Source organism: Holophagales bacterium, from assembly GCA_016719485.1.
Classification (GTDB): Bacteria; Acidobacteriota; Thermoanaerobaculia; order UBA5066; family UBA5066; genus UBA5066.
The window spans coordinates 41168-56767 of the sequence record JADJZB010000006.1; the positions used below are offsets into that span (position 1 = coordinate 41168).

Consider the following 15600-nt stretch of genomic DNA (forward strand, 5'->3'; position numbering starts at 1 on the left):
ACCTGAGCGCTCGCGGCGCCCGGACTCCCTCCTGTCGCGTCATTCAGGTCGCTTCAGCGATCGGGTTGTGGTGCCGTCCTCCCTTCAGCGCGCGAAGGCCGTTCGCGACGGCGAGCAGCTCCGCCGCTTCGTGGGCGACGACCGTCATCGTGATGCTGATGACCCCGCTGAGCGCCACCGGTATCAGGACCGCCAGCACGACGATGGAGAAGACGACGTTCTGTCGGACGATCGACCGGACGCGCCGGCCGATGAGGAAGGCTTCGTCGAGGTGCTCGAGGCTGTCAGCCATCAGGGCCACGTCCGCAGCCTCGATCGAGGCGTCGCTCCCGAGCGCTCCCATCGCGATGCCGACGTCGGCGGCGGCCAGCGCCGGCGCGTCGTTGATCCCGTCGCCGACCATCGCGAGCGGACCGGACTCCAACGAGAGCGACTGTACGGCCTTGACCTTGTCTTCGGGCCGGAGCCCCCCGCGAGCCTCGTCGATGCCGACCGCCTGTGCGACGTTTTGGGCAACGAGGGGTCGGTCGCCCGAGAGGACGACGAGCCGGGTGACGCCTGCCGCTCGAAGGCGGCGGAGCGCCGCGGCCGCTTCGGGTCTGGGCTCATCGCGAAAGCCGAGGATTCCGAGGAGACGGCCGCCGGCGACGACGATCGCTGGCGTGATGCCCGTACCTGCAAGCTCCTCGAGCCGGTGTCCGAGACCGCCGAAGGGTGCGCCTCCGGCGTCCGGCTGGAGGATCTGCACGCGCTCGCCGTCGACGATGCCCTCGACACCCGCGCCCGGGAGCGCCCGGAACTCGCTGACGGCACGGGACGCTTCAACGCCCTTCGCCTTGGCTGCTCGGAGAACCGCTTCGGCCAGCGGATGCTCAGAGAGCGCCTCGATGGAGGTTGCCTTCCAGAGCAGCTCCCAGGCCGTCATGCCCTCCGCGGGCTCCACGACGACGAGCTCCGGCCGCCCGCGCGTGAGCGTCCCGGTCTTGTCGAAGGCAACGGTCCGGACCCGGCCGAGTACCTCGAGGTACCGGCCGCCCTTGATCAGGATGCCGTGGCGACCTGCGGCAGACATTCCGGCCGCGAATGCCACGGGCGTCGACATCGCGAGAGCGCAGGGAGCCGCCGCGACGAGGAGGACGACGGCGTACCTCGCCCACACCGAGAAGCTCGCGCCGGTTGCGATGGGGACGAGGAGAAGGAGCACCGCGGCTCCGAGGACGAGGGGAGAGTAGATGTTGGTGAAGCGCTCGACGAGCTGCTGGCTCCGGCCCTTGGACTTCTGGGCCGTCTCGACGAGCTTCACGAGGCGGCTCACGGAGTTCTCGTCCGCGGCGGCGGTGGCGCGGAAGACGAGGCTTCCGGTCCGGTTCAGGGTGCCGGCGAAGAGTCGCTCTCCGGGCTTCTTCTCGATCGGTATGGGCTCGCCGGTGAGGCTGGACTCGTCGACGGCCGAGGAGCCCTCTTCGACGACACCGTCCGTGGGAATCGATTCGCCGGGACGGACGCGAATCCGATCCCCCCGCTGGAGGCGTGCGGCCTCCACGATGGTCTCGGTTCCATCCCGGAGGACGCTCGCCTGAGCGGGGACGAGGTCGAGGAGGCGTTCGATCGCGCGTTTCGCCCGGTCGTACGTGAGGTGCTCGACGGATTCGGCCAGACCGTAGAGGAAGACGAGCGCAGCGGCCTCGTCCCAGAGGCCGAGCGCCGCGGCGCCGACGGCCGCCGCGGCCATGAGGGCCTCGATGCCGACCTCCCGGCAGTGGACGAGCTCCTCCCAGCCGTGGCGGCCCCAGTCCGCGCCTGAGAGGAGGATCGAGGCGAGGTAGAGCGGAACGACCCAGGCATGGCCGAATCCGAGCTGCTCCAGGGCGAGGCCGCCGGCGAGGAGAAGTCCGCCGGCGAGGACTCGCCGGACGGCGGGGGACCTCCAGAATGAGAGCGGGGCGAGGGAGGCGGAATCAGCCATGGGGGTTGTCGTCTGGGTAGCCGCAGAGGAGGACCTCGGGTCCCTCCTCGCCGGTCCGAATACCGACGACCCGGGCGAGAGGGCTGACGAAGATCTTTCCGTCGCCCGGGTTCCCTGTATGTGCCGTCTCCGGATCGTGTCAACGATCGCCTTCAGCTCGGCGTCGCGACAGTAGATCTCGATCCGCAGCTTCTCCTCGAACGGCTCCACCTCCGTTCGCTCGCCCCGGTGCGGCGCGTGCGCGCAGCGACGGCCGAATCCGCGGACCTCACTCACGCTCATTCCCGGGAAGTTCGGGACGAGACGGAGGGCATCGACGACCGGCTCCAGCATGAAGGGCTGAATGACGGCGACGACACCGTGCATCGACTCACTGTCCATGGGATACCTCCGTCTTCGCGGCACGGCCGGCCCGGCCGAAGAAGCTGTAGATCGTGGGGAGGATGAAGAGGGTCAGAATGGTCGATGTCACAAGGCCGCCGATCACGACAGTGGCCAGCGGCCGCTGGACCTCGGCGCCCGACCCGGTCGCGAGCGCCATCGGCACGAAGCCGAGGGATGCGACGAGGGCGGTCATCAGTACCGGACGGAGGCGCAGTCCGCACGCCTTTCGAAGGACGTCGGCGATGTCCAGGTGTGATCGTGCCTCGAGGTCGCGGATCTGCGTCATCAGGACGACGCCGTTCAGGACGGCGACGCCGAAGAGCGCGATGAACCCGACGGCCGCGGCAATCGAGAAGGGAAGCCCTCGGAGGGCCAGTGCGATGACGCCGCCCGTGGCGGCCAGCGGGACGTTGAGGTAGATGAGAACGGCCGGCTTCAGCGCCCCGAAGGTGAAGTAGAGCATCGCGAAGATCAGGGCGAGGGCGAGCGGCACGACGACCATCAGCCTCCGGGACGCTCTCTCGAGGTTCTCGAACTGGCCTCCCCAGCGGATGTAGTAACCGTCGGGGAGCTTGACGGCGCTCTGGAGCTTTGCCTTCGTCTCCGTCACGAAGGACGCGACGTCGCGGCCCCGGACGTTCACCTCGACGACGACGCGGCGCTTCACGGCCTCGCGCGAGATCTGGGACGGCCCGGTGTCCAGGACGATGTCGGCCAGCTGTCCGAGCGGGACGAGGGCACCGCCGGGGGCCGCGACGGGCACGTTCCGGAGGCCCTCGATCGTCTGGGCCGCCGAGTCGTCGAACCGCACCGCAAGTGAGAAGCGGCGCTGACCTTCGAACACGGTCCCGACGATCTTCCCGGCCCGCGCCGCCTCGACCGTGTCGAGCACGTCGCCTACTGAGATGCCGTAACGGGCGCAGCGATCGCGATCGACCTTCACACGGAGCACCGGGAGACCGGCTGTCTGCTCGGCCTTGACGTCGGCCGCGCCGGGCACGGTGGCGACGACCCGCGCGATCTCCTCGCCCTTCTGCCGGAGGAGCTCGAGGTCGTCTCCGAAGAGCTTGATGCCGACGTCCGATCTCACGCCCGCGATGAGCTCGTTGAAGCGCATCTCGATCGGCTGCTGGAAGGAGAAGCCGACGCCGGGAACGGTCTCGCCGAGGGCCTCCGCCATCTTCTCGACGAGCTCCCCCTTGGATTTGGCCGACGTCCATTCGTCCTTCGGCTTCAGCATCACGAAGACGTCCCCTAGCTCGATCCCCATGACGTCGGTGGCGAGCTCCGGGCTACCCGACCGGCTCACCACAGTGATCACCTCCGGGAACCTCTTCAGGACCCGCTCGATCCGCCCCGTGCTGGCCGCGACCTCGGAGATGCCCACGGAGGGGGGGCGGACGGCGCTGATCGAAAGGTCGCCCTCGTCGAGGCGAGGCAGGAACTCGCCCCCGAGCGTCGAGGCGACGGCGGCGCCCACGGCGACGAGGACGACCGCGGCGATGACCACGGGGGCCCGCCGGGAGAGGCAGACGTCGAGGCCGCGAAGGTACAGAACCCGCAGCTTTCCGACGAAGCGAGGCTCGTGGTCGTGCCCCGTCTTCTTCAGGAAGAGCGACGCCAGGACCGGGGTGAGGGTCAACGTGAGCAGGAGGGAGCCGGCCAGGGCGAAGACCACGGTCCAGGCCATCGGCTTGAACATCTTTCCCTCGACGCCCTGGAGGCTCAGGATGGGAAGGTAGACGAGGATGATGATGCCGATGCCGAAGGTGATCGGCCGGACGACCTCGTGGGCGGCCTCGGCCGTGAGCTGGCGCACCGTCTTGTCGCGCCCTTCTGGCTCGGAGAGCCGCCGGACGACGTTCTCGATGAGGACGACGGCCCCGTCCACGATCAGCCCGAAGTCGATGGCCCCGAGGCTCATGAGGTTTGCCGAGATCCGCGACTCGACCATCCCCGTGAAGGCCAGGAGCATCGAGAGAGGGATCGCGGAGGCCACGATGAGGGCCGCGCGCACGTTCCCGAGGAACGCGAAAAGCACGGCGATGACGAGGATGCTCCCCTCGAGGAGGTTCGTCTCGACGGTGCGGATCACCCTTCGGACGAGGGCGGCCCGGTCGTAGTAGGGAACGATTCTGATTCCCTTCGGGAGCGTCGGCTGGAGCTCTTCCACAGCCTCGCGGGCACGCGTCGCGACCTGGAGCGCGTTCTCACCCGCGAGCATCTGGACGAGGCCGATCACGGTCTCGCCGTGGCCGTCCGCCGTGGCGACGCCGATTCGCAGCATCGACCCTTCCCGCACCTGCGCGACGGCGCCGACGGTGACGGGCGTTCCCTCGGGGGCGGCCTTCAGCACGATCTTCTCGATGTCGGAGAGCGAGCTGACGAGGCCCTCCCCGCGGACGATGTACTGCTCGCGGTTGTGCTCGATGTAGCCGCCGCCGGCGTTCGCGTTGCCTCGCTCGACGGCCTCGAAGACCTCCTTCAGGGACAGGCCGTGCGCCCGCAGTTTCGCGGGATCGACGACGACCTGGTACTGCTTCGGAAGGCCGCCCCAGGTGTTGACCTCTGTGACGCCGGGAACGGCGCGCAGCCGGGGCGCGATCATCCAGTCGAGGATCGTCCGGCGCTCCATCGCGGAGATGCCGTCTCCCTCGACTGTGAACTGGAAGACGTCGCCGAGCCCGGTCGTGACCGGACCCAGCTCGGGAGTGCCCAGACCCTCCGGGATCGCTTCGCGTGCCTGGACGAGGCGCTCGGAGACGAGCTGGCGGGCGAAGTAGACGTCGACTCCGTCCTGGAAGACGATCGTCACCGCAGAGAGGCCATAGCGGGAGATGGAGCGGATCTCCTGGAGCTTCGGAAGGCCGTTCATCGCGGCCTCCACCGGGTACGTCACGAACTGCTCCATCTCCACGGGCCCGAGGGCCGGAGCCTTCGTGAGGACCTGTACCTGGACGTTCGTGATGTCGGGCTGGGCGTCGATCGGGAGCTGCGTCAGGGAGTAGGCGCCGCCGGCGATGAGGAGGACCGCGGCCAGTAGGACGATCGCCCGGTTTTCGAGGCTGAGGTCGACGAGCCGCCGCAGCACCTCAGTCCTCCTCCACGAGCGAGGCCTTGGCGAACTCCGACTTCAGGACGAAGCTCCCTTCGGTGGCGACGACGTCGCCAGCCTTGATGCCGGCGAGAATCTCGGTGAAGCCCTCGAAGCTGTGTCCGACCTCGACGTAGTGCCGTTGGAAGACGCCGGGCTCGACCTGAACGAAGACAGTCGAGCGACCCTCCAGCCTCTGGATGGCCGACTGGGGAACGGCCACGATCGGGTGCGCCTCGCTCTGCGGCTTCGGGACATCGACCTGGGCAGTGACGAAGAGACCCGGGCGGAGCTTCTCCGAACGGTTCTCCACCGTCGCGCGGACCCGGACGCTCCTCGTCTGCGGATCGACGACGCTGCCGAGGAAATCCACGCGGCCACGGAAGGTCTCCTGGGGATACGCGTCGGTTCTCAGCGTTACAGACAGCCCTTCGTGAAGGAGGGCGAGGTCTTTCTCGTAGGCATTGAGGAACACCCAGACGGACCCCAGGTCGGCAATCGTCATGAGCGGCTGCAGCGCCTCGAAGAGGGCGCCGGAGGTCACCTTTCGGTCGATGACGCGGCCGGCGAAGGGAGCCCGGAGCGTGAGCGTGGCGCCGTCAGCCGCGGAGAGCCTGTGGTCGACAGCGTTGGCTCGCAAACGCGCGATCGTCTCTTCGCTGTCACCGTAGAGGTGGAGCGTCCTCTCGGCGGAGGCGACGGCGGTCTTCTTCGCCAGGTAGTCGCCTTCCCGAGCCTGGAACTCCCCGGCGCTGATGGCATTCGCCTCAACGAGCTTCCTGGCTCTCTCGTAGGCGCTGGCCGATACGTTGAAGCTCGACAGCTCCGTCACGAACTCCTCGCGCGTCCGACCGAGGTCGACGCTCTCGATCACGAGGAGCGGATCGCCGGGCTTTACGCGAGCGCCCAGGTCGACCGGAATCGACGTCACCCGGCCCTTGACGTTCGCGGCGACCAGGAGGAGGCGGTTCTCGTCGAATCCCACGCTGCCGGTGAGAGAGAGAATGTGTGAGAGGTCGACGATCTGGACCTTCCACGTCGTGATGCCGGCCTCGGCGATCGCGGCGGCGGTGAGATGGACGCGCTGCGGGGTCGCAGGCTCTTCGACCTTCTCGGCGGTTTTCGCGGGGGCTTCAGGCGCGGGAGCGGCACCGCGGCCCTTGCCGCAGCCGGCGAGAGCGACGGCGGCGGAAAGGGCGAGGCCGGAAAGGAGGATGGTGGGCTTCCTGTTCACTTGCTATCTCCCGTGGTGTCGTCGTTCGGGCCGAGGAGCCGCCGAAGCTCCGCGATCGCGGTCGCGAGCTCGAAGCGGGCGCGGATCTCCTCGCGGCGGGCCTCGCGGGCCGTGCGCTGGGCGTCGAGGAGGTCGAGGAGGGACGTCTCGCCCTCTTCGAAGAGGAGGCGGGCGAGGCGGACGCTCTCGGCGGCGGATGGGAGGAAGTCTCCCTCGAGGGAGGCGACCTGGACGGCGAGCGTCTCGACGTCCCGGCGGCGTGTCGCGAGGTCGGAGAGGAGCGCGAGCCGCACGCGCTCGGCGTCCGCGGCCCGGAGGCGACTCTCGGCCTCGGCCCGCGCGACGTCTCCTCGTCGGGCGTTCCAGAGGGGCAGGGTGAGGCCGAGGGCGCCGCCCCATGCCTCGCGATCGAGCTCGTTCTGCCGGAAGAAGGAGAAGCCGAGGTCCGGGACGCGTCCTCTGCGGGCGCTCGAGAGGAGCGACGAGGCGCGGGCGGCCTCGGCGCGGGCGCGGATCAGCGCCGGGCTTCGCTCGAGGGCGTCGGGGTGCGCGTCGAGGAGGGCGCGCATGCCGTCGGGGTGCCGTGGAAGCTCGCCCGCGAGGCGAAGCGGGGTGGGGAGAGGCTCTCCCGCGAGTGTCCTCAGGATGCCCTCCGCGGCGAGCTCCTCCCTGTAGGCGGCGCTCAGCTGACGATCCTGCCGGAGCCACTCGACGCGCGCCTTGATCCGATCAACCTCACGCGCCTCGCCGAGCGAGGCACGGCGGGTCATCAGGTCGAGGAGGGAGCGGGCGTCCTCCGCGGAGGCCCGGCCCACCTCGACCTGCGCCCGCGCGAACAGGAGACGCTCGTACGTGACCTGCGCGTCGAGCTCGAGGCCCCAACGCGTCGCGAGGCCCTCGGCCCGCAGCGCGCGGGCCTCGTGGTCGGCGGCCTCGATCGACGCCGATCGGGCCGGAAGCCAGGGGATCGACTGCGAGACGGAGAAGCCCTTCTCGGTCTTCGGCGACCCCGAGCCGTCCGCCGCCCGACCCTCTCCGAGGCTCAGCTCGAGCGTCGGGTCGGGGAGAAGGCGTGCCGCCTTCGACGCCGCCGCGGCGCTTGCGTCGAGCGCCTGCGCCGACCGCGCGGACGGGTGCGACTCCAGGACGAGCCGGACGTAGTCGTCCATCCGGAGCGCGTCCTGCGCGTGTGTTTCGAGGGTGCCGGCCATGGCTGCAAGCGCGAGCACCCGGCCGCAATACGATCGAATTCCCATTCCGTCCTCCTGGAGGCGGCGGGAGAGAGGCGCGCTCCCTGGTCGTGACCGAGGGCCTGGTCCGGAACCGACTGAATCAGATCCAGACCGCGTGCGTCGTCCCGTCGCGGTGGCGGCGTGCCGGCCGGTATGGCCGACCCGTCAGCGAAGAGGTCCGAGGGGAGTGCCGTCTCCGGGGCGCGTCGCTTTCTGCGCGACGCTTCCGGAAGGAGCCTCTCTCAGCCGCTGCTACGCGAGGGCCGGTTTCGGGACGTGCAGGATATCGCCGACGTGCCGGGAGGCCGAAGGAACGGACGCCTCGAACGAGGAGCGGCACGGGCGCGAGGCGGGGCTAGCGAGGGCGGGAATCCCCGGCGAGACAGGGTTGACGTGGGTGCCGCAGGCGCACGTGGCGCACGTCGGCGGGCAGTGGCCGGGACTGGTGTCGTCGGGGCAGGTCTCCACACACTCGGCCCCGAGGAAGAGGGAGCCGAGGTTCGTCTCCTGGATCAGGAAGACGGCGAAAACCAGAAAGAGGAGTCTTCTCAACACCGGCGCGGAAGATAGCACACGGTCCGCTCAGTCTTCGAAAGCGGGAGCCGACGGATCCCGCAGAGCCCTGTTCCGGGCACGCGAGGAAGGGTATCTATTTTCGTTGTCCCATGCTATCCGTAGATACCCGCGGAAGTGAAGTGTGCCAGCGTAAATCTATGGTATATGGCTAGTTGCGGCTGTCCGCAGACGGAGGTGCCGAATGGGGTTCAAGGGGTCGCGAGTTCGAATCTCGCCGTCCCGACCATCTTTAAATCACTCACAGGAAATGGTTTACAGGTGTCCACCGATGCTCCGTTCGGTGCTGCTGGTATCCGGTGGCCGGATCAGGATGTCCGTAGCTGTCTGCGGTTTCGCCGTTTAGATACCCATCTCGGGTGAGGCGATTCAAGGAGTCGCGGGTTCACCTGGTCCGACCGGGTCGCACTCCGGGTATATCCAGGACGTAGAAGCGATCAGCCAGAGTCGCTTTCGACATCGGAGCTGTTCTGCCTGGCTGCCGCTGGCTCCGCGTCCTACGCCCAAGCGCAGGTACGCTGTTGTCAGAGCCAAGGCGTCTGATCCAACAGCTTCAAGAGGTTCCTGTTGGCCTCGTGAGTCGTCCGGAGGAAGAACAGGTGGCGAGCGAATTCGGCCTACCTCCAGTTGCGGTCCATGAGCCCGTGGTCCTCTACGTCGTCACGCGCGCCCTCGACGCCAGTACCGATAGGCTTCGATCCACTCGGTGCCGCTGGGCGGGCGGGCAGGCAGGGGCAGGTCGAGGATGGGGATTCTCTGCCGGGGGGGCCCGCGACACAGAGGGCAACGATGCCGTCGTCCGTCAACTCCACTCGCTTGACCGAAACCGCCACGCCAAGAATTTCCGTCGAGAAGGGGAGGGCGAGGTGATCCTCTATCAGCGTGTAGAGCCCCGACTGCTGCTCGTCGTCGTTGTACGTATCGACGGTCGCCTCGGCGACCAGCGCATCGAGCTGTGGGCCTGAGAGACGCACCCGTCGCCCGGCGGGGCGAGCGGGGGCCGGCCGGACCGTCTGGCGACTCTTCATGGCGAGGACCCGGCGGGAATCGCCCTGGCACCGATCTCTTCTTCTCCGCGTGTTGAGTCAGGGCCAGAGGTTTCGGCCACTCTGTACCCGATCTCTCGGTAGCCGCGCATCCTGCGTTCGAACATACGGGCGAGGACCGGAACCTGGCGGTCGACGTAGTCGACGATGCGGGCTTCAGTCTTCCCCGGGAGCGGGCGGTGGAGCCGACCAGCGTACTGGACGAGCGTGCCCCTCCAGGAAATCGGCATGGCGAGGAACAGCGTGTCGAGCCGCGCGTCGTCGAAGCCTTCGCCGACGTAACGGCCGGTCGCCATGAGGAGACGCGGTTCATCCGGCGGAATGGCGCGAAGCCTTGCCATCGACTCTCGCCGTTGCTTTGCCCCGGTTCCACCGCGGAGTACGACGACGTGCGGGCAGGCCGCGGCAAGGCGGGCGGCGAGAAGGTCCAGATGATCTCGGCGTTCCGTGAGGACGAGTGGTGTGCGTCCCTCGCCGAGCGCGAGCGTCACGTCGCGAACGATGGCGTCGTTTCTCGCTTCGTCCCGGGCCAGCGCACCGTAGAGGCTCTGGATGGAAGGATCGGTGTCCTGTGCGGAAGAAGTGAACGACGTTTCGCGAACGACCAGGGTCTTCGTCAGTGAGTCCGCCGACTCAGCCGGCTTGCGGCCCACGTCGAACCGGACGGGCCCGATCTGCATGTGGAGGATCGGCTGGTGGCCGTCCCGACGCTTGGCCGTGGCCGTCAGCCCCACGACGAACTTCGCCCGGATTCCCGAGAGCACTCGTTCGAACGAGACGGCCGGGATGTGGTGACACTCGTCCACGATGACGTGGCCGTAGCCGCCGACGATCTCGTCGATCTCGTCGCCCCGGACGAGGCTCTGGATCATGGCGACGTCCAGGTGCCCGTTCGGCTTTCGGACGCCCCCTCCGACTCGACCGATCTCTCTCGGATCGACGCCGAGGTGCAGGGACAGCTGCTCCACCCACTGGTCCAGGAGCGGCTGGCGGTGGACGAGTACGACCGCCGAGCGGGCCCGGGCGGCGATCAGGTACGAGCCGACGACCGTCTTCCCCGATCCCGGCGGGGCCACGAAGACTCCGGTGTCGTGGGCCAGCAGCATCTGGGCTGCCTCCTCCTGCCGGGGAGTGAGGCTGCTGGCGAACGACACGTCGAGCATCGGCCCTTGGTGGCGCTCGTCCTCGAGGTCCAGCCTCACGGCGTGCCCGCCGAGAAGGGGGCGGAGGTCATCGAGGCAGCCTCTCGGCAGCGAGACGTGGCGAGGGTGATCCTCCGCACAGCTGATCACACGAGGCGTGAGTGCCGTCGAGAGGCGCAGTCCCTGCTTCTTGAAGAACTCCGGATTCTGGAAAGCGGCAAGACGCTTGATCTGGTTGAGCAGCGGGGAGGGGAGCCCCTCCTTCGCGACGAAGAGCCGGTTTGCGAGGACGGCGCGAACTTCAGTCGGGAGCGGTCCGAGGAGAAGGCGAGCGGTCGATCGCCGGGACGGCGTCTGGCGCCACGGCCGAGCGGCATCCTCATCCTCCCCGTCCTCGGTGGTCCGGACTCCGACGACCAGCCCTTTCCTCGCGGCCTCCGAGGCAATCGTCTCCACGTAGTCCCGGCTCATCCGATTGACCCCGAGGAGGTATGCCCACTGGTCCGGGTGGGGCTCGAGGTTCGCGTCGAGAAAGACTGTGTTTCCCTGAGTGCGGGGATGGCGCTGGAGCGGAAGGGCGATCAGGTTGCCGAATCCGCCCCGGGGCATCGTGTCCTGGCTCGGGAAGAGGCGGTCGTACGACGCCATGCTCAGCTCGTGCCTGCGGGACATCGTCTCGGTGATCAGGAACGAGGCCATCCGCCGGGCTGCGGAGGCGGGGACGGGCGCAGAGAAGAAGAGCCAGGCATGGGCCCCGTTGCCGGACCGCGACCGTTCGACGGCAATCGGAACTCCCAGCTCTCCGCACGTGGCGGCGAAGGCCGAAACATCGGCAGCCCATTCGGCCTCGTCGAAATCGGCGGCGACAAACCAGCAGGTCTCGTCGGCGAGCAGGGGATAGCAGCCGATCACGTGACGACCCTGGAGGTGATCGAGGAGCACCTGGTCGGACATCGGGAGAAAGGCCTGGCTCGGGCAGTCGCCACAACGGACGCGCGGCTTCTCGCAGACTCCTCGCACCCAGTCGTTCCGGCAAGTTGGGGAGTACCCCTTCTTGCCCGTCTTCGGGCTGACCCAGAGCTTGGGGAACACGTCCTCCCGGCCACGGAAGAGACTCCGGAAGAGGCCAACCTTCTCTTGCGCGTTCAGCCGACCGGCGGGAGCCGGCGTCGCGACGATGGTGCGGCCTTCGCTGTCATCCTCTGCGCGAAGGGCGTTCCGGAGGTCCTCGACTTGCTTCTCGAGTGCGTCCCGGCGTCTGCCGAGGTCGGCGATCTCCGCTTCTGCGGCCTCGATGGCAATGGTGAGAGCTGCCCGTCGGTGACCGCGGGCGTTCATCCGGCGACGTCTTCTCCCGCCAGTGAGAGGACGCGTTTTCGAATGTCGGGCGACATCCACATCCCGGAGGCAGCGAGAAGGTCCACGAGCGGAGCTACGGAAGGGACGAGGCGAGCCTTCTTGGCCTCGAGCAGGACACGGAGGGTGCCCCAGGTGGTCAGGCCGGCGGCGCGGGCCGTCCGCCGCGCGAGCGCATCGTCGAGAAGGAGGATTCGCTGAGGGTTTTCGAGGGCGAGCGCCATCGCGGCGAGCTCTCCGGCTCCGAGATCGAGAGTCAGCCACTCGGAGGGGGTCGATTTCGGGTCGACGGTCTCCAGCCAGGCCAGGTTGTCCGTGTCTGGCACCTCGAACCCGAGTGCCCGCCCTTCGCCGAGCTCCCTCAGGACCGCCGACGGAACCCAGACCGACCCGAAGAGCTGGTCAAGCCAGCCGAGAGCTCCGATCCGACCCAGGTAGAGAAGGGGAGAGGTGTTAGTGATCGAGCCTGGCATCGCCTTCGAGCTCGGTAAGCTCGGCTTCCAGCGGGAACGTCTTGTAGCGCTTCAGCTCGTAGAGGAACTCGACCCGGCCCATTCCAGCGAGCTCTGCCGCTCGGCCCGAGGAGAGCCTGCCCAGTTCATAGAGCTTGACCGCCGCGAGGACCTGCAGCTCCCTCGCGAAAGACACCTCGTCGGTCTTCTCGGATAGAAGGACCTTTTCCGGAACCGCGACAACTACCGACCGTGACGCCATCTCTTTGGACTCCCATGGCGATTGTCTCTCAAGAGCGCTGCCCGATCCTGTCGGATCCTTCCCGCGGGGGGCCGAACGCAGGTTTCAGAAGCGTCGTTCATTGAGAGCCTCAAGGTATCTACTTTCGTTGTCCGATGCCGTCTGCGGATAGTCCGGGCGGCATCTCACCCAAGCGTAAATTCATGATATATGGCCAGTTACAGCTGTCAGTGGACGGAGGTGTCGCATGGGGTTCAAGGGGTCGCGAGTTCGAATCTCGCCGTCCCGACCATTGATTCCAAAGGATTTAGACGCCGCCGGGAACGGCGGCGTTTTTGCGCCTGTCTACTTCTCTCTGACCGACCTCGTCACCTGACCCGTCCCTGCGAGGGCGCGAAGTCGCTGAAGCAGGATCGGCACCCGCGCCTGGCTTCCGCTATCCGACGGGAGATGACCCGGAAGCGCCGAGAGGAAACGCTCCTCGGTCAAGAACCTCCCGAGTTCGATGCCGAGAAACGAGCGAAGGTCATCGGACGAGGCCGAGACCTCCTCCACGATCCCGTCGCGGCCGTCGACGACGCTGACGAAGTCCTCGAGGTCGTGGCTGGAGGCGTAGTCGCCTCGCCCCCTTCCCAGGAACGCCTCCAGCTTGGTGGCCAGGAAGGCCGGCGGCGAGACCACCGCGATCTCGACGCCGCTCGGAAGCCGGACGGTCCGCTGCGTTCGCAGCGCTTCCGGGTACCAGCGGTTTGCGAAGCCGAGCACCGAAGGATCGATCGGCATGACGTCGAGGAGAGTCTCGCCGAAGGTCCATCGGCAGATCGGAGCCCCAGCGCTCTGATCGTGGCGGAATCCGCGCTCCGTCATCTCCCTCTCGAGCGCGAAGTACGCGGACCGGTCTGGTGTCTCGACGATCACGTCGACGTCCCGCGTAGCTCGGATCGGCGCGGCGGCAGGATCCGTGATCAGGAGTCCCGTGGCACACCCCCCGAGGAAGACCATGCTGTGGCGCAGGGGCCCGAGGGCCTCGGCGATACGCTCGAGCATGGCGAGGTTGGGGTCCGGGGTCACCTCAGCCGCTCCTCGAGGAGTCGCGTGGCCATCTCGCGCTCGCGAGCACGTCCTGCCCGCAGGGCATCGAACAGAGCGAGAAGCTCGTACAAGGCGGGGTCTTCCAGCGCGGCGCCCGGTGCGGAAGGAATGAGCGGCGCGAGGCTCGGTCCACGCGCGGTGCCGTTCGGGTGAGGCCAGACGGGAGGCGGTTCGGAGGCGTCCGCGAGGAGTTCCTTCAGCGGCGAGGCGGCGTGCGCGGTCGGGATTCCCCTCGCCAACTCGCCCCGAAACGCCGGGAAGGAGTACTTCGCTCCGTGGACGAGAAACTCCCGGAGCGCCTCGGCCCGGGGTCTGACGCGCAGTCCTCCTGGCGGCAGCAGGCCGGCCGCGACCGCCCGCTTCACCGCGCCGTGAGCCTCCGACACGCTCATCCCCAGGGACCGGGCGAGGAGCGGGTAGGTCCAAGCCTGGTCGCGTCCGACCCAGAGCTTGAGAGCGACGAGGAGATCCTGCGGTTTCAGGGCCATGGAGGGAGTGTATTCGTGATTCGCGAAACGCGAAAGGGCGAGAACTCGAACCGGTTCTATTGGCCCGTCGCGAGGCCGCGTCTCGCAGGAACCCGATGCGATCCTCACGACCCTCGCCGCCAGTGTCGATACGCCTCAATCCACACCGCCCCGCCGGGAGGAAGATCGGGGAGACTCGGTGAGCCTTGTGTACGAAACGTCGGGGATCGCAGGCGGAAGTCAACAGTTTGTTCTTCGCCGGGAACCACCCGAGAACGAACGGCGAATCGGAGGTGCTGCGAGGCGAGGAGGTGTCCACACTACTGTCCAAAACGGCCGGACCCATCGGGCTCCCGGCGTCGAAAGCGCTCCTTTTCCCCATGGGGTTCAAGGGGTCGCGGGTTCGAATCTCGCCGTCCCGACCACTCTGATCGCCGAGACGGAAGCCGCGGACGACCTCCACGGCGTCGAGCTTTTCGCGCGTCGACCAAGCCTCGTCTTGACGAAGCCGTTGGCCGCGCCGACCGGTTGAGGCGTCAGTCGAGGGAGTCGCGAAGCCGACGAAGTCGCGACGCGAGAACGGGCAGGTCGCTGACGACGATCATCCAGACGAGCTCGAGGTCCACCGCGAAGTACCCGTGGACGACCCGGTTCCTGAGGCCGACGACCCGCGGCCATTCCAGGTCCGGTGTGCTTGCCCTGAACTCATCCGGCACGTGAGCGGCTGCTTCTCCGAGAATCTCGAGGTTCCTCACGACGGCGTCGGAGGTCTTCTCGTCGGCGAGGAATGCGGGCTGGTCCATTCTCGCGACATACCGCTCGATCCGCTCCGTCGCCTCGAGCATGTCGTCGAGCAGGAGGCGGACGGAGCGTCTAGACATGAAGAGCTTCGAGCCGGATAGCGTCCATGTGACGTGGACGCAGCGCCCGCGTTGAGATGAGGTCGACCGGTCGGCCGAGGGCCTCTTCGAGCTTGTCGGCGAGCGTGACGAAATCGAGTCCGATCGCGGGATCTACTTCGACGAGGATGTCGATGTCGCTTCGGTCGGTCTCGTCGCCCCGCGCGAACGAGCCGAAGAGGGCCAGGTCGCGCACGCCGAAGCGACGTCCGAGGTCGGGCTTCATTGCCCGGAGGGTCGAGATGATCTCCTCGCGGGATCGAACCATGGCGAGGCGAGTCTAGCCGGAAGCCGGGAAACGGGGTCGAAGCCAGTGTTGCGAGAGGCACTCTCGTCTGACCGTGGCGTTGAAGGACTCGGCGAAGGCGTTGTCCACCGGCTTGCCAGGCCGTCGCGGAAGGCGGCGGACGAGAGGCCCGCCC

Annotated in this window: 12 protein-coding genes and 2 pseudogenes; all 14 read right to left on the minus strand. The window is 67.8% G+C overall.

Annotated elements, in window-relative coordinates:
- Positions 1-43: 43 nt before the first annotated feature.
- Positions 44-2347, minus strand: coding sequence for a cadmium-translocating P-type ATPase (gene cadA, locus IPN03_05410; GenBank protein MBK9373164.1), 2304 nt, complete (start codon positions 2345-2347; stop codon positions 44-46).
- Positions 2337-5441 carry an efflux RND transporter permease subunit gene (locus tag IPN03_05415; GenBank protein MBK9373165.1) on the minus strand — a complete coding sequence of 1035 codons (3105 nt, stop codon included), beginning with the start codon at positions 5439-5441 and terminating at the stop codon, positions 2337-2339. Before IPN03_05415 ends, cadA begins: the two co-directional genes overlap by 11 nt.
- A 1-nt stretch (position 5442) precedes the next feature.
- Positions 5443-6678, minus strand: a complete 1236-nt coding sequence (locus IPN03_05420) for an efflux RND transporter periplasmic adaptor subunit (GenBank protein ID MBK9373166.1) — start codon at positions 6676-6678, stop codon at positions 5443-5445.
- A complete protein-coding gene (locus IPN03_05425) occupies positions 6675-7934 on the minus strand; it encodes a TolC family protein (protein MBK9373167.1) in 1260 nt (419 codons plus the stop codon). Before IPN03_05425 ends, IPN03_05420 begins: the two co-directional genes overlap by 4 nt.
- Positions 7935-8162: 228 nt before the next feature.
- The gene (locus IPN03_05430; protein MBK9373168.1) at positions 8163-8465 is read right to left on the minus strand and encodes a hypothetical protein; all 303 of its coding nucleotides are present in this window, start codon (positions 8463-8465) and stop codon (positions 8163-8165) included.
- A gap of 678 nt (positions 8466-9143) precedes the next feature.
- Positions 9144-9457 (minus strand): annotated as a pseudogene (locus tag IPN03_05435) (hypothetical protein).
- Between the two features lie 50 nt (positions 9458-9507).
- A complete protein-coding gene (locus tag IPN03_05440; GenBank protein MBK9373169.1) occupies positions 9508-12009 on the minus strand; it encodes a DEAD/DEAH box helicase family protein in 2502 nt (833 codons plus the stop codon).
- On the minus strand, positions 12006-12500 hold the full coding sequence (locus tag IPN03_05445; protein ID MBK9373170.1) for a DUF3368 domain-containing protein: 495 nt from the start codon (positions 12498-12500) through the stop codon (positions 12006-12008). Before IPN03_05445 ends, IPN03_05440 begins: the two co-directional genes overlap by 4 nt.
- Positions 12481-12741 carry a UPF0175 family protein gene (locus tag IPN03_05450; protein MBK9373171.1) on the minus strand — a complete coding sequence of 87 codons (261 nt, stop codon included), beginning with the start codon at positions 12739-12741 and terminating at the stop codon, positions 12481-12483. Before IPN03_05450 ends, IPN03_05445 begins: the two co-directional genes overlap by 20 nt.
- Before the next feature lie 324 nt (positions 12742-13065).
- Positions 13066-13767 carry a hypothetical protein gene (locus IPN03_05455; protein MBK9373172.1) on the minus strand — a complete coding sequence of 234 codons (702 nt, stop codon included), beginning with the start codon at positions 13765-13767 and terminating at the stop codon, positions 13066-13068.
- Positions 13768-13787: 20 nt separating this feature from the next.
- Positions 13788-14300, minus strand: a complete 513-nt coding sequence (locus IPN03_05460) for a hypothetical protein (protein MBK9373173.1) — start codon at positions 14298-14300, stop codon at positions 13788-13790.
- Positions 14301-14815: 515 nt separating this feature from the next.
- Complete coding sequence (locus IPN03_05465; GenBank protein MBK9373174.1) at positions 14816-15160, minus strand: DUF86 domain-containing protein; 345 nt, start codon at positions 15158-15160, stop codon at positions 14816-14818.
- Positions 15153-15446, minus strand: a complete 294-nt coding sequence (locus tag IPN03_05470) for a nucleotidyltransferase family protein (protein ID MBK9373175.1) — start codon at positions 15444-15446, stop codon at positions 15153-15155. The genes IPN03_05465 and IPN03_05470 overlap by 8 nt, the downstream gene beginning before the upstream one ends.
- Positions 15447-15488: 42 nt before the next feature.
- Positions 15489-15569: pseudogene (locus IPN03_05475) on the minus strand (transposase).
- Positions 15570-15600: the final 31 nt, after the last annotated feature.

Coding starts and splice junctions, on each gene's coding strand:
- cadA (MBK9373164.1), bottom strand. CDS start 2,347: ATGGACAGTGAGTCGATGCACGGTGTCGTCGCCGTCATTCAGCCCTTC.
- IPN03_05425 (MBK9373167.1), bottom strand. CDS start 7,934: ATGGGAATTCGATCGTATTGCGGCCGGGTGCTCGCGCTTGCAGCCATG.
- IPN03_05440 (MBK9373169.1), bottom strand. CDS start 12,009: ATGAACGCCCGCGGTCACCGACGGGCAGCTCTCACCATTGCCATCGAG.
- IPN03_05445 (MBK9373170.1), bottom strand. CDS start 12,500: ATGCCAGGCTCGATCACTAACACCTCTCCCCTTCTCTACCTGGGTCGG.
- IPN03_05450 (MBK9373171.1), bottom strand. CDS start 12,741: ATGGCGTCACGGTCGGTAGTTGTCGCGGTTCCGGAAAAGGTCCTTCTA.
- IPN03_05455 (MBK9373172.1), bottom strand. CDS start 13,767: ATGCTCGAGCGTATCGCCGAGGCCCTCGGGCCCCTGCGCCACAGCATG.
- IPN03_05460 (MBK9373173.1), bottom strand. CDS start 14,300: ATGGCCCTGAAACCGCAGGATCTCCTCGTCGCTCTCAAGCTCTGGGTC.
- IPN03_05465 (MBK9373174.1), bottom strand. CDS start 15,160: ATGTCTAGACGCTCCGTCCGCCTCCTGCTCGACGACATGCTCGAGGCG.
- IPN03_05470 (MBK9373175.1), bottom strand. CDS start 15,446: ATGGTTCGATCCCGCGAGGAGATCATCTCGACCCTCCGGGCAATGAAG.